This window comes from Streptomyces sp. NPDC046335 (genome assembly GCF_055587985.1).
On sequence record NZ_JBVJFF010000034.1, the window covers coordinates 1 to 12,969 of the forward strand.

At 67.3% G+C, this 12,969-nt stretch carries 13 protein-coding genes and 3 pseudogenes; 6 read left to right on the forward strand and 10 right to left on the reverse strand.

Annotation, left to right across the window (positions count from 1 at the left end; all coding sequences use genetic code 11):
* Positions 1-370: 370 nt before the first annotated feature.
* The gene (locus ACZ6JY_RS40410) at positions 371-754 is read right to left on the reverse strand and encodes a MerR family transcriptional regulator (RefSeq protein WP_469204562.1); all 384 of its coding nucleotides are present in this window, start codon (positions 752-754) and stop codon (positions 371-373) included.
* A gap of 62 nt (positions 755-816) precedes the next feature.
* Between ACZ6JY_RS40410 and ACZ6JY_RS40415 the strand changes: the two genes are divergently transcribed.
* Both ACZ6JY_RS40415 and ACZ6JY_RS40420 read left to right on the forward strand, forming a co-directional pair.
* Positions 817-1,605, forward strand: a complete 789-nt coding sequence (locus tag ACZ6JY_RS40415; RefSeq protein ID WP_469204564.1) for an SDR family NAD(P)-dependent oxidoreductase — start codon at positions 817-819, stop codon at positions 1,603-1,605.
* 329 nt (positions 1,606-1,934) lie between these two features.
* On the forward strand, positions 1,935-2,555 hold the full coding sequence (locus ACZ6JY_RS40420; RefSeq protein WP_469204565.1) for a hypothetical protein: 621 nt from the start codon (positions 1,935-1,937) through the stop codon (positions 2,553-2,555).
* A gap of 43 nt (positions 2,556-2,598) precedes the next feature.
* Here the strand turns inward: ACZ6JY_RS40420 and ACZ6JY_RS40425 are convergent.
* A protein-coding gene (locus ACZ6JY_RS40425) for an IS5 family transposase (RefSeq protein WP_469204579.1) occupies positions 2,599-3,407 on the reverse strand; the annotation gives its coding sequence in 2 pieces (ribosomal slippage) (positions 2,599-3,053 and positions 3,053-3,407; 810 coding nt in all).
* Positions 3,408-3,613: 206 nt separating this feature from the next.
* Positions 3,614-4,334: pseudogene (locus ACZ6JY_RS40430) on the reverse strand (IS701 family transposase); the annotation flags it as partial.
* A gap of 17 nt (positions 4,335-4,351) precedes the next feature.
* Here ACZ6JY_RS40430 and ACZ6JY_RS40435 point away from each other — a divergent pair.
* Positions 4,352-4,636 carry a tetratricopeptide repeat protein gene (locus ACZ6JY_RS40435; protein WP_469204567.1) on the forward strand — a complete coding sequence of 95 codons (285 nt, stop codon included), beginning with the start codon at positions 4,352-4,354 and terminating at the stop codon, positions 4,634-4,636.
* Between the two features lie 254 nt (positions 4,637-4,890).
* A pseudogene (locus ACZ6JY_RS40440) lies at positions 4,891-5,163 on the forward strand (IS110 family transposase); the annotation flags it as partial.
* Here the strand turns inward: ACZ6JY_RS40440 and ACZ6JY_RS40445 are convergent.
* Positions 5,151-5,414: a hypothetical protein gene (locus tag ACZ6JY_RS40445; protein WP_469204569.1), complete on the reverse strand. Its 264-nt coding sequence runs from the start codon at positions 5,412-5,414 to the stop codon at positions 5,151-5,153. The pseudogene ACZ6JY_RS40440 and the gene ACZ6JY_RS40445 sit on opposite strands and share 13 nt — an antisense overlap.
* 228 nt (positions 5,415-5,642) lie before the next feature.
* Here ACZ6JY_RS40445 and ACZ6JY_RS40450 point away from each other — a divergent pair.
* Both ACZ6JY_RS40450 and ACZ6JY_RS40455 read left to right on the forward strand, forming a co-directional pair.
* Positions 5,643-6,911, forward strand: a pseudogene (locus ACZ6JY_RS40450) (helix-turn-helix domain-containing protein); the annotation flags it as partial.
* 53 nt (positions 6,912-6,964) lie between these two features.
* Positions 6,965-7,537, forward strand: a complete 573-nt coding sequence (locus ACZ6JY_RS40455) for a hypothetical protein (RefSeq protein WP_469204570.1) — start codon at positions 6,965-6,967, stop codon at positions 7,535-7,537.
* 186 nt (positions 7,538-7,723) lie between these two features.
* On the opposite strand, the gene ACZ6JY_RS40460 is transcribed toward ACZ6JY_RS40455, so the two are convergent.
* The 6 genes from ACZ6JY_RS40460 to ACZ6JY_RS40485 form a co-directional block, all read right to left on the reverse strand.
* A protein-coding gene (locus ACZ6JY_RS40460; protein ID WP_469204581.1) for an IS630 family transposase occupies positions 7,724-8,808 on the reverse strand; the annotation gives its coding sequence in 2 pieces (ribosomal slippage) (positions 7,724-8,362 and positions 8,365-8,808; 1,083 coding nt in all).
* Positions 8,809-8,846: 38 nt separating this feature from the next.
* A complete protein-coding gene (locus ACZ6JY_RS40465) occupies positions 8,847-9,014 on the reverse strand; it encodes a transposase domain-containing protein (RefSeq protein ID WP_469204572.1) in 168 nt (55 codons plus the stop codon).
* A gap of 98 nt (positions 9,015-9,112) precedes the next feature.
* Positions 9,113-9,424, reverse strand: coding sequence for a mycothiol transferase (locus ACZ6JY_RS40470; protein WP_469204582.1), 312 nt, complete (start codon positions 9,422-9,424; stop codon positions 9,113-9,115).
* Positions 9,425-9,642: 218 nt separating this feature from the next.
* Positions 9,643-9,783, reverse strand: a complete 141-nt coding sequence (locus tag ACZ6JY_RS40475) for a hypothetical protein (protein WP_469204574.1) — start codon at positions 9,781-9,783, stop codon at positions 9,643-9,645.
* A 96-nt stretch (positions 9,784-9,879) separates the two neighbouring features.
* Complete coding sequence (locus ACZ6JY_RS40480) at positions 9,880-10,098, reverse strand: hypothetical protein (protein ID WP_469204576.1); 219 nt, start codon at positions 10,096-10,098, stop codon at positions 9,880-9,882.
* A gap of 50 nt (positions 10,099-10,148) precedes the next feature.
* Positions 10,149-12,969 (reverse strand): RHS repeat-associated core domain-containing protein (locus tag ACZ6JY_RS40485; RefSeq protein WP_469204577.1); only part of this gene is annotated, 2,821 nt, incomplete at its 5' end.

Below are 12,969 nucleotides of genomic sequence, written 5' to 3' on the forward strand. Positions count from 1 at the left end.
CCACCCACGGTCTGGTGCCCCGACTGTAGCCTCAACTTCCGGAGCGACGGCATCGACGACCTGGTCAGGGAAGCCAACGCCTAAAGAGGTCATTTTCACCTGTGAAGCCTGTTTCATCCAACATGCACCTGTGGCAGGGCATGACTTGAGGGGCAGTAGGGCGAAAGGTGCTCCATGGGTAGCCTGTGAGGGCCGACTTGCCGGTCTCATCCTGCGAAGTCTGTCTCATCCCAAGACATTCACCAATACCCCCTCCGTCTAGCGGAGGCGTGCCAGAAATCGACACGCATGGGACGCAGGACGAGTTTAGAGATACATGAGGCGGCGCAAACCAGCTGAAAACGACCTCTTACGCCGGGTTCCAGTCGCCTCAAGCGGAGCAGGGGGGTTGGCCGCCAAGGCCGGAGGGGGCCGCCGTGCCCGTGAGGTACCGGTCGAGCATCTCGCGGCGCTGAGCGATCTGCTGCTCTTGGCGGGCGAGTTCGTCACGGACCTGCCGGACGCGGGCCAGGAGTTGTGTGCACTCGCCTGGGGGCGGTGTCGGTGCGGTACAGGGAAGGATGTCCCGAATGATCTGGGAGGGCAGTCCCGCGCGGTAGAGGTCCTGGATGAAGGAGACCTGGCGTACGGCTTCCTCACCGTACTCCCGGTATCCGTTGGAGCGGCGGTCGCTGGAGAGCAGCCCCTGGTCCTCGTAGTACCGGAGCGAACGGGGGCTGGCCCCGGTGGCCCTGCTGAGTTCTCCGATACGCATGCCGTCTCCTCCACCGAGTCGGGCTTGACATTGACGTTAATGTCAAAGTTTACCGTCTGGGCATGAACACGAGAGAAGTGACGAGGCGGCGAACTGCGGTCGTGACTGGCGCCGCGACAGGCATCGGGGCCGCGATCACCGAGCGGCTGGCCGGGCAGGGCATGCACCTGATCCTGGTCGCACGGGACGGCGCGCGTCTGGAGGCGGAGGCCAAGCGGCTGCACGTCGAGTATGGGGTGCAGGTGTCGACGCTCGCTCTGGACCTGTCGCACCAGGGTGCTCCTTCCCGGCTGGCCGAGTGGCTGGCGGGTGCGGGAACCGAGGTCGATGTACTGGTCAACAATGCGGGCGCCAGCCTGCTGGGGCCGGTTGCCGACAGCGATCCGGCGCAGGTGCGGGGTCTGGTCGACCTCAATGCCGGCGCGGTGGTGGAGCTGACGGCGCTCTTGCTGCCCCCCATGGTCGCGCGGGGGAGAGGCGCGATCGTCAACATCGCGAGTACCGGTGCGTACGCGCCCGCTCCGTATGTGGCCGCCTACGCGGCCTCGAAGGCGTTCGTGCTGTCCTTCACCCAGGCAGTGTGGGCTGAGACGAGGGCGACGGGGGTGCGGGTCGTGGCAGTCAGTCCCGGTCCGACCGACACTGCAATGAACACACGGCGCATGCCGGGCAAGCGCGGGCCCGGTTCCGTCGCGGACACCGTCATGTCCGCCTTGCGCGGCCGGAGCCCGGCGGTCGTCGACGGCCGTCTCAACACTTTCCAGACCTTCGTCTTCGGTCGTCTGCTGCCTGCGTCAGCGGCTGTCCGGATCGCGGAGCGATCCCTGCGTAAGGTGGCGCTCGGGAACTGAAGTCCCGCCCGCCTCATGACACCCCATCAGCAAGCCGCACAGTGGTGGCAGACGCCCCTGCCAACAGCACGCTGAGCCAAGCTCCGACGTGACGTGACAACCAACGTGCCCTGGTGACACCTATCGCGCCTCGGCTCAGACGGTGAGCCGAAGCACGGTAGGTGTCACATAGGCAGGCTTGTTGTCACCGGCAAGGCCGTAGGTCGCACAGGTGAGACTTTGGCAACGACGACTTCGCCGCACTCACGGCATGAACGACCGGCCTGCGGGCTTGAGGTGAGCCCCGGCCGTGTGGAACCGGGCGCTCGGGGTCGCACGTCTCCCCGTTCATGCTGATCGTCCTGGGGATGCTCTTCGCCGTCGCGCCCACCGTCGTCTGGATGACGATCGCCCGCACCCGCCCGGTCGGCTTCGCGATCGGCGGTGCGCTGCTCGCCGGAGCCAGTCTACTGATCAGCGTCCAGCAGGGCTGGATCGACGCCCCCAGACCCGACGCCCATCTCCTGTTCACGGCTCTCTCGCCCCTGCTCATCGCCTGCGGTGCGGGACTGGAAGGACGGGACCAGAGCCCTCCTCCCACGCAATGGACTTCCCGCCGCAACGCAGCGATCGGTTTCCTGGGGGCACAGTTCGCCCTCACTCTCGTGTTCGGCCTCCTGTACGCAGTGATGATCAGCGAAGGCTCGGAACCCCCGTCGTCCGAGGCCCTCCCTTCCTTGCCGCCTGGCATCACCATGGTCGACGAGGACATCCTCTGCGGTTCCGGCGGCTGCTCGCGCACCGCGACGGTCACCAGCGAGGACGGCCTGTCCCGCCCGGAAATCATCCGCGAACTAGGCCTCCAGCAGGAGAGCTGCCGCTCCAGCGGCTGGCTGCTCGACTGGCGTGACGTGTGTGTCGGAGCCAGAGAGAACGGCGAGAACGTCACCATCTACGCCAGCTGGAGTTGAGAGGTCGTCTCCTGGTCGGCCACGGTGATTCTTAGGCGTTGTTTCACTTGGTGAGTCGCCGGTAGTTGATGAGGCTGGTGGCGATGGCTGTGAAGGCGAGGAAGTGTTCGGGCTTGCGTTCGTAGCGGCGGTGAAGCCGACGACAGCCGGCCAGCCAGGACATGGTCCGTTCGATGACCCATCGATGGCGTCCCAGCCGCTGTGACGCCTCGGTCCCTCGACGGGCGATCCGTGGTGCGATGCCGCGAGAACGAAGCCATCGCCGCAGGTGAAGGTAGTCGTAGCCCTTGTCCCCGTGGAGCTTGTCGGGCCGCTGGCGGCGGGGACCGCGACGGCTGCGGATCGGCGGTATCGATGTGACGAGTGGCTGCAGAGCGAGACTGTCATGGGTGTTGGCCGCCGAGATGGCGACCGCGACCGGCAGACCGGACCGGTCGGTGACGAGGTGGATCTTCGATCCCTTCTTGCCGCGATCGGTCGGATTTGGTCCGGTCAACAGCCCCCTTTGAGGGCCCGGACACTCACCGAGTCGATGGCGAAACGCGACCAGTCCAGCTCTCCCCGGGCGCCGAGCTCATCCAGGACGACCCGGTGCAGACGGGCCCAGACCCGCTCCTTGCTCCAGCGGGCGAACCTCCGGTAGACCGTCGGCCAGGCCGGCCCGAACAGCGGTGGCACCTGCCGCCACGTGCACCCCGACGTCGCCACGAATACGATCGCGGCCAGACACTCACGATCCCCGGCCCGCCGACGCCCGCCTCCCTGTGGCCGCACCACCACCGTCTCCGGCACCACCCTGCGGAACAACTCCCACAACTCATCGGGCGCCAACCGCTCAGCAAGGCTCGTCATGCCCGGCACAACGACCAAACGGCCAAAGGAAACGACGTCTTAGTACTGCAGCGGTCTTTGTGGTGATGGTTGGGCAGTTTCTGGTGGAGTGTGGCCGCGTCGTTTGTAGCGGCTGACGCGGGCTTGGAACTGGCGTCGGCGGCGCCAGCGTGACCAGTGCAGGACATGCTCGACGGGGCTGGGGCGGCGGTGGACCAGGCGGGCGATCAAGCGTCTGAACTCAGGAAGCTTGAAGGGGACGAGCTGGGAGGATCCGTTTCTGCTTTCCCGGTGTCGAGCTCGCGGGCCCGCAGGACGGTGAGGCATGCATGGACGGCCATGACAAGGGTGATGTGGCGGTGCCAGCCCGGGTAGCGGCGGACCTGGTAGTCGTCCAGGCCACACTCCTGTTTCGCCGTTTGAAAACATTCCTCGACAGCCCAGCGGCTGCCCGCGACGCGAATGAGTTCGTCAAGTGTGGTCTCGGCGGGGCAGTAGGCAATGTAGTGGGAGATCTTGTGCGGCCGGCTCACGCTGCGGCGGGCGATCACCCAGTGCCGTCGGTCTTCTCGGTGCCAGGGACGGACCTCCACCCGCGCCCAGACATAGACGCGCGGGCCGTGGGGCTCCGTTGTCGCAGGAACGGCGTTTCCACTTCTGCCGGGGCAGCCCCTCGAACAGGTTGTGGACCGGGTGGTACATGGCCCAGCGGCTGACGACGGTGTCGTGCCGGGTGGTGGCCATCATGTGGAAGACATCCGCCCGCTCCAGCTCGGTGCGCCAGCTCTTGGAGAAGCCGTAGGCAGCATCAGCGGTCACCCACCGAAAGGGCATCTTCTCCTCGATCGCCCGGCGGACCATCCTCCTGGCGATCGCCACTTTGGTCTCGAAGGCGACCGTGTCCCCGACGGCACCGCAAGGCGGCCGACCTCGCCCACCGGCTCGGCGAACCCCACACCGAATCCATGGCCCTCAACGGCATCGGCTACGGATACACCCACCTGACCCGCCACGAGGAGGCCGAGCGGCACCTGCGCGCCGCGCTCACGATGCGCCTTCGGCTGCGGGACCGGCACGGCGAGGCCGAGACGCGCGTCGATCTGGCGGCCCTCTTGAGCGCCGTACACCGCCCGGAGGAGGCGCACGCCGAGGCGGAGCGGGCCCGGGCGGTCTACGCGCGGATCCTCCCGGCGGGCAGCGTCGAGCCACCATTCCCGGTGCTCGCGGGCCGTGGCCCGGACCCCCGATAGCCGTCCCGGTCCATGTCGCACTCCCCATACCGTCTTCATAGCCCCGCAACGGGGCTACCGGCCTTCGGAGTTGGCATGACTACCTCCCCTTGTCGAACGGATGGCCCGGGGGGTGGTGTCACCAGCTCCGGAGGCACTGACAGACCGCTGATTAGGGACATGCCCACCGGCCTTTTCGCAGGCCGGGAGGCTCTTCGTAATGTGGATGCGGCAATCAGTGCCGTGGCAGGGCCGGGCGAAAACAGCACCGAAGGATGCCCGACGTGATCGATACCAGCAGCATCGACGTCTACCTCGGCCTGGACGTCGGAAAGGGCGAACACCACGCCACCGCACTGACCCCCACCGGCAAGAAGACCTTCGACAAGCGGCTGCCCAACAGCGATCCCAAACTCCGCGAAATCTTCGCCAAACTGCAGGCCAAGCACGGAACCGTACTCGTGATCGTCGACCAGATCGCCTCCATCGGAGCCCTGCCGCTGACCGTCGCCCGCGACCTGGGCTGCCACGTCGCCTACCTGCCCGGCACGGATGTCACGCCGACGATGTGCAGGCTCTCATCCATGTCGTGAGCGTAAGGATCCTCCAGCAGCTCATGCAGCACTGCGAGGAGGTCGCCATCCACCACCGGCGTCGCCTGAAGACGGCGCACCGCCTCGGCCGCGTCGATACCCGCCACGCAGGCCAGCCCCGTGCCGTCGTAGTCGAACTCACCCAGCACCGCGGTGAGGCGATGCGCCTCCTGCGCTGCCGCACGCTCGGTGGCGGTCAGGGACACCCTCCGGCACCGGGAACAGCTCGGGCGTCGGCCCGGTCAGACTCAGCCGCCCCGGTGACCAGCCACCGAGCGACGGCCGCCAGGGATCGGCCCCGGCGGCGGCGAGCGCCCGCGCGTTGTCCGGCTCACGGGACATGACGGCTTCCCACAGCGCCGTCACCCCGTCCTTCAGCGCGTCCACATCCGCAACCCGGCCGGCCAGCTCCGCAACAACCTCCGGAGAACCGAATACCGCCGCCCGATGCGCTGCGCCAGGCTCACGCGCTCACCCTGGACGAGGTGGCCGCCGCTCTGGGCGTGCGGCGGGCGACCGTCGGCGGCTGGGAGGCAGGCAAGGCCGAGCCCCGGCCCCCGGAGCGGGAGGCGTACGCGCGCCTGCTGAAGCAGCTCGCCACGCTCTACCCCGCCCCGCAGCAGGACACGGACACCACGGCGGAACAGGCCGTCGCCTCCGCCGTGCCCGCCGCGCAGGCCCAGCCCACGGGCGGGACACCCGAAGCTGCCGCCGCGCCCGTGGCAGAGGAGCCGTCGGCCGCTGCCCCGGCGCCTGTTCGCCACGCGGCACCGGCCGCTGTGTCGCTGCCGCCTACCGAACAGGCGCCGCACAGCCCGCGGCGCCCCGCTGCGAAGAAGGCCGCCCCGGCGAACACCCCCGCGCCCGGCGGCGGGTACGCGCACGGTCCGCTGCTCGTCCTCGACGCCGATACCGAGCGGCAGGTGACCGGCTATGGCGCCGGCGGCCTGATGCTGGACGTGCCCGCCAAGTCGCTGCCCGCGCTGGTGGAGTGGACGCTCACCGAGGCGCGGCTCGGGGCGGAGAAGCTGCACGGCTCGGGGAAGGACGGCGACCCGCTGCTGGTGCTCACCGAGGCGGCGTGCGAGCGCTACGGACTGCCCCCTGCCTTGTCGGAGTCCGAGCGGCTTGCCGGGCGGCTGCCGGAGGGACACAAGGTCATCAGGCAGCTGGAGCGCGCCAACTGGCAGTTGACCAGGCGAGGGCTGGGGCCGTGGGCGCGGATCTACCGCCCTGCCCAGGGCAGCCGCCGGCAGTGCGTGCAGTTGTGCATCCCCTCCTGGCGTGCCTTGGACGACCGTGCCTGGGGCCACGCCGCCCAGTTGCCGCCGCCTGAGCTGGCCCGGGTGCTGGGCGTGTATGCGGCCCGGGTGATGACGCCGGTCGGCTCCACGGCCGTGACGGGGCTGCAGCTGATGACCGCGCTGAACCCGCCGACGCGCGCGAGCGAGCCGGACGAGGACGGCAAGCGGCACGCCGAGCACCGGCCCGGGTCACTGGGCATGCAGCCGGTGGATCCGGCGCCGTGCGAGGCGACCGACGGGCATCCCGTCCTGGCCCATCTGCCCCGCTTCCACGTGCGCGGCCCTGACGAGCGGCTGTTCGAGGAGGCCTACGACTGGGCGCGGGATATGACCGATGCCGAGTGCATGCAGCGGCACCTGGTCGGCCTGGATGTGAACCTGGCCTTCGGTGCAGCCGCCCCGTTGAAGTGGAGCAGACTTTGCGCACTTCGACTGTTCCTGTCAGGGGGATCATGCGTCACGTCGTCACGGCACCCGCGCTCGCAGCGGTCTGCTGCTTAAGCTTCACCGCCTGTTCCGACAGCGATGACAGAAGCGACCCACGGCCGAGCCCACGCTCCGCGCTCAAGCTGGGGCAGGGATCCGACACCGTCGGGGCCGGCGGCAAAGGCACCTCGGAGATCACTGCAGACAGCGTCGCCTACGTTGAGAAAGCTGGCTCATCCAACCCGGAGCACGATCTCTTCGCCGTCCTCAGGTACGACGCAGCAAACCGGTCCAAGACCCCGGTGACAAGCACGGCCGACACAGGCGGCTTCCGCTGGCAGACATCCGACGGGCACACCGTCAAGGCTGGCAACACCGAAGTTGCACGAGGAGTGTTTGCCCGCGGAGCCAGTAACGACGGTGGAGCAACCGTGCCACCCAAGGTCTTCATGACCGACACCGTCGCGTTCGACATCACCGCCGCCCAGAAGGGAGCCACCCTCATCTACGTCGACGGCGACGGCGTCACCTACCGATGGAAGATCCCTCCCACAAGTGCAGGATCCGCGGCTTCCGCGCTGGAATCCGACCTGCAGTAATGCGGCATCACCAGCGTCGCTCACGCGCAGGCCATCGGCTTCGCCCAATCTGCACGTTACAACCCCTCATTCGACTCACCTGACATTCGCCCGCAGCCGCCGGCTCGGCATCGTCCGCCTTCACAACCTCGCGCCGACGGGACAACCCCGCCACCTACGGAACACCTCTAACGAGCTCGTGCACGGTTACTGAGCTTTCGGACTGAGTGTCGTCAGGGTGAGTCCGGTTGCGGTGAGGCATCCGTCGATGATGTCGCTGCGGTATTGGATCTCACGGAGGGTTCGGCGCAGGACGCGCATCAGGTGGTCGGGGTCGGTGAAGGCGAGGTTGTTCTGGCCCGCGCGTCGGACCAGTGACCAGATGCCTTCGACCGGGTTGAGGTCGGGTGCATACGGCGGCAGTTGGAAGGAGGTGACCCAGTCGTGGGCGGCGATGAAGGCACGCAGCCGGGCATCCAGATGCACATTCAAATTGTCCCAGACGAGCACGAGCGGGGCATCGAGTTGCCGGTGGGCGGCGATGAGAAGGTCGCGGTACTCGGTCCAGGTGAAGCTGCGCCGGCCGCCGCGTTTGTGGTCCACGTGCCGTTTGGGCCTGAAGATCAACCGAGATCGTTCGCCGGGTTTGTAGCAGGTCAGGGCGGCGATGGAGAAGCGGCGCTGGGAACGTCCTCTCACCCGGATCACGGGTGTGTGCCCGCGTCGGGCCCAGGTGCGGGAGGTGGGCGGCGTCATCGAGAATCCAGCCTCGTCCTCAAAGACGATGAAGGCCCCGAGCGCCGCCGCGGTGCTTCCACCTGCGGCCACGTGTCCTTCACCCAGCCGGTGACCTTCTCCTCGTCACGTTCCAGCGCCCGCCGGGCCGGGACCTGGTGGCTGAACCCGTGACTGCGGAGCATCTCCATGATGGACGACAGGGCGAGGGACTTGTGGAACCGGCGGCCGATCAGTGTCTTGATCCTGGCCAGGGTCCAGGTCTGATCCGGCCAGCCGTGCGCGAGGGGCCCCTTGGCCAACTCCTCCTCCAGCGCAGCGAACAGGGCCTCACTCAGCTTGGGACGTGCAGCAGACCCCCGGGAGCGAAGAGCCTGCGAGCCACCGTACTGCCAGGAACGGCGCCATCGCTGCACCGAACGGACGCTGACCCGCAGTTGCTTCGCCACCACCGTGTTGCCCTGCCCCGCAGCGAACATCCCGACCGCCTCCATACGGATGCGCTCGCGAAATGCCCGTCGCTCATCAGTCAGACCACCGCCTTGCGGATACCTCATGGTTCGGGCATACCGCAACGATCAGCACACGTCCGCACTCAACGACACCGCGCCCGAAAGCTCACTAACCGGGCAGGCAGCAGCCGCTTACGCTGCTCGGACCGGCCACACGCGGCAACCACCCGATCTACCAGTCCCGGCGGATACACCCAGGTCAACAGCCCCAGACCCGATAAGTCAGACACACTCCCAGCCACCCGCACCACCCCCGGAAACCCACTGCCGACCAGCCTACGCCCGAAGCAAAAGCAACGGCATTGCCACTAAAGGGCTGTCCCGCAATGCCTCAGCAGGCACAGGTGACTCACTCGCCAGTCTGGCCGTCGATGAGTTCGCGCACGACGTCGAGGTGCCCGGCATGCCGGGCGTACTCCTGGAGCAGGTGAAAGAGGATCCGCCCCAGCGAGGGTGCCTGGTCGGGCCTCTTGAAGCGGCCTCCCAGGCGTGCCTTGTCGGTCAACGCGGCAGACGCTGTGAGCGAGTTCGCGACGGTCCCCTCCGCTGGGTAGGCGGCAATCACCTGGATGATGGATGTATCGGCGGCGACCGTCCACTCCTCGACGTCTCCGCCGGGTGGATGGGCGACGACGTCCTCGGCGCCGAATCCCCATCGCAGCCAGCGGCGTTCGACTCAACCGAGATGCTGGCCCCGGCCGAGCGACGACCAGCCGAGCGGTTCGATGGGCATACGGAGAGGGCCGCCGGAGAGGCCGTCGAGCTTTCACATCAGGACCTCGCGGTACCACTCCAGGTAGCCGAGGAGCAGTTCATGGGCGTCGGAGACGTCGACGGCCGGGCCATCGAGGGGCGCGGGGACCTCGGTGGAGCCAGTTCTCATCGTCGGTTCTTGCTTCGCATCAGCAGCGCTACAAGGATGATCGCGAAGATGACGAAGAGGATGATGAATACCGTCGCGCCTCCCCCCGAAGCCCACATCTTGGCCAGTTCGATCGACGATTCCGAGTCCTGGTGCATGTTTCCCTCTCCTTCGTGGAGCTCGGCCGAAGCGCGCTCCGGCCGGGCTTCCGTGTTCCGTTCCTTCAGCGGTGCCGCTCCGTTGGCGGCACCGCCTTACGAGCCGATCAATCCCGCGGCATACGCGATGCCGAAGACTGCTAGGAGGCCTCCCACCACGGCGAAGACGCCACGGTTGTAGCGGCGCATGGTTGAGCCGCCCGATGTACCGAAGATTTCCCAGGAACTCGCGGCGCTTCCTCTGCTCAGCCTCTTCGCGAAGACCGCGAAACACAGGCCGAACACAGCCAGGAACACTCCGACCGCTACCCTCATCTCGCCTCCTGCCGGGCTCTGTTGCCGACCCGATCTCTGAAAGGTTGCCTTTAGAAGGTGTACTCGGCTGTGCCCGAGCACTTTCCGGTGCTGCCGCCGGTCTCCACCCCGGCGTCCACGCTCTTCCCGTCGGTCGAGGCGGTGACGCTGCCGGGGCCGACACCGCACGAGACGCCGACCGATCCGCCGCTTTCCATGTCACCTGTGTCGGCGGACAGGCCCCCGCTCACTCCCGGGGTTCCAAATCCCAGGCTGAGCGTGGGCTTGGCCTCCTTGCCGTCGGTCTTGCCGCCCACGCCGATGCAGACCCCGAAGCAGACTTCGCCCGAGATCGAGCCCGTGATCAGCCCGCTCGGGTCGATGCGGTTGACCGGGTCGCCTTCGGCGTAGAGGTAGGGGTTCTGTTCCTGGCCGGAAGGGTCAGGGCTGTTGAACCGGCCGACGTTGGGGTCGTAGTAGCGGGCCGCGAAGTGGTACAGGCCCGTCGGGTCCTGGTAGCCGCCGGCGAACCGGTAGGGCTGGGTGATCTTCTCGCTGCTGGCCGCGCGGGTGACGCCGCGGGGGCTGTAGGAGTAGTCGTTGACCTTGGTGCCGGACTCGTCCGCCACCGCGACGACGGAGCCGAGCGCGTCGGTGAGGTAGAAGTAGGTCTTCCCGTCCCGGGTCATGGAGTTGAGTGTGCCCCCGGGTTCACGGTTGAAGCCGGTGTCTTCACCGGCAGTTGAGGTGGCCGACAGCCCCAGCGGCCCGTTGTGGAACCAGGTGTCACCAAGGCGAATGCGCTCGCTCTGGTCGGTGGAGCCGTACTGACCCTCGTACGTCGTACCGCCCACCGTCAGCGAGGTGAGCTGGCTGTGATCCGACCACTTCTCGCCCGTGCGGGTGCCGTCCGGCGTGGAGGCTCCGGCGGTCTCGTTGCCCTCGGCGTCGTAGGACCAGTTCGTGGACGAGGCGTTCTTGGCGGTGATCTGCTGCGCGTCGTTGATGCTGTAGGTGGTGCCGCGCGGGCAGCCCTTCTCGGTGCCCTGGCTGGTGAGGTTTCCGGCCAGGTCGTAGCAGTACTGCCAGGAGGAGTTGAGGGCCGAGCCCTTGTTCTCCGCCGCGTAGGAAAAGCGCCCGGCGCCGTCGTAGGTGTAGCTGGTCTTCGTGCCCGCCACTGCGTCCGTCTTGACGCGGATCTTGGCGCCGTCGGTCTTGGCGCCGGTGCCGTAACCGTAGGTGTAGGCCAGGTCCACCAGGGTGCCCTTGGACGACTTGGCGGTGATCTTCTCGGGGCGGCCGGACTTGTCGACGGTGACCGTCTGCACGGTGCCGCCGGGGTAGGCGGTCTCGGTGCGCACGTCGTTGCGGTTGTACTTGTACGTCGTCACCTTGCCCGCGAGGTCCCTGAACTCCTTGAGTTTGTTGACCTCGTTCCAGCTGTAGTCGGTCTTGCCCGCCGGGTCCTGGTAGAAGTCCACGTTGCCCGCCGGAGTGTAGGCGAGCAGGGTCTGGGAGCCGTCCTGCAGGGTGCGGACCGTCTCCCGCTGGAGCGGGTCGAACTGGTACTTGACTGTGCCGGTGGAGTCGTCGCGCTGGCGCAGGTTGCCGTCACCGTCATAGTGATAGCGCACCGTGTCATGGGCGGTCGAGACGGTCTTGATGCGGTCGAGATGGTCGTACGTGAAGACCTTCTTGATGCCGCGGCCGTCGGTGAGGGTCTCGGTGCGGCCCAGCCCGTCGTATGTGTAGGTCGTCTCGCCCAGCGGCTTGGGTGGGGTGACCTTGGTGAGGTTGCCCTTGTCGTCGTAGGTGAAGGACGTCTTCACCGTCTTCGAGGCTGACATCTTCGTCTCCGCTGTGCACCGCTGGCCCTCGAAGCCGCCGCACTTGGCCTCAGCGGGGTTGTAGGTGTACGAGACGTTGCCGCCGCCGGTACCGGTCTGCGCGACGGACTTGGTGTTACCGGCCGTGTCATACGTGTACGAGGTTTTCTCACCGTCGGCGTTCGTAGAGTCCTTGGGCTTGTCACCACCGGCGACCGTCTGCCAGCTGGTGACCGACTTCCCGCCCGTCGGCGACTTTATGGACTCCAGGTTGTTGCGGGTGCTGAAGCCGTAGTCGGTGACGTTGCCGGCCGTGGTGCCGGTCCCCATCGCGTCGGTGGCCGTGTCGACGTTGTGGTTCGCGTCGAACTCCGTCTTCCGATTCCGGTCGAGTGCGTCGGTGACGTCGGTGACCTGGCCATCGCCGTCGTGCTGGTACTTCGTGGAGTGCTTCTCCGGATCGGTGACCGTCGTTGTGCCCGCGGCCGTCGGCGAGTCCGCGCTGTAGGCGTAGGTCCAAGTGGGGCCGGTGTGACCGGAGCCGTTGAACTCGGTGGCGCGCAGCATGGACGTGACGCGGTTGGCTTGGTCGTAGGTGAAGACGGTGACCCGGCCCTCCGCCGTGGTGATCTTGGTGAGGCGGCGGGAGGAGTCGTAGCCGAAGGTGGTGGTCTTGCCTTCGGCGTCGGTGGTCTTGTGCAGGTTACCGGCCGGGTCGAGGTCGAAGACGACGGTGCGGCCGGAGTTGTCCTCGGCCTGCCACTGTGAGGCGTCGGTCTTGACCAGGTCGATCCAGCGGCCGGAGCGGGTCTCGGTCAACTTGAAGCCTTTGTGCTCGTCGCCCTGCTCGTGCTGGGTGACGGTGATGGCGCCCTTGTTCTTGTCGGTGACCTTGGTCAGGGTGCCGTGCTCGTTGTAGGTGTCCTTGGTGTGGGACTTCCAGTTGGTGACGGTGTAGGTGCTGTCGGCGTTCTTCTTCAGCTCCTTGGAGTAGCCCTTGGGGGTGGTGAAGGAGCCGTCGGCGGCCTTGTCGAAGCGCAGGGTGTCGCCGGAGGCGTCGTAGAGG

Coding starts and splice junctions, on each gene's coding strand:
- ACZ6JY_RS40420 (WP_469204565.1), top strand. CDS start 1,935: ATGCTGATCGTCCTGGGGATGCTCTTCGCCGTCGCGCCCACCGTCGTC.
- ACZ6JY_RS40480 (WP_469204576.1), bottom strand. CDS start 10,098: ATGAGGGTAGCGGTCGGAGTGTTCCTGGCTGTGTTCGGCCTGTGTTTC.
- ACZ6JY_RS40435 (WP_469204567.1), top strand. CDS start 4,352: ATGGCCCTCAACGGCATCGGCTACGGATACACCCACCTGACCCGCCAC.
- ACZ6JY_RS40415 (WP_469204564.1), top strand. CDS start 817: ATGAACACGAGAGAAGTGACGAGGCGGCGAACTGCGGTCGTGACTGGC.
- ACZ6JY_RS40475 (WP_469204574.1), bottom strand. CDS start 9,783: ATGCACCAGGACTCGGAATCGTCGATCGAACTGGCCAAGATGTGGGCT.
- ACZ6JY_RS40410 (WP_469204562.1), bottom strand. CDS start 754: ATGCGTATCGGAGAACTCAGCAGGGCCACCGGGGCCAGCCCCCGTTCG.
- ACZ6JY_RS40455 (WP_469204570.1), top strand. CDS start 6,965: ATGCGTCACGTCGTCACGGCACCCGCGCTCGCAGCGGTCTGCTGCTTA.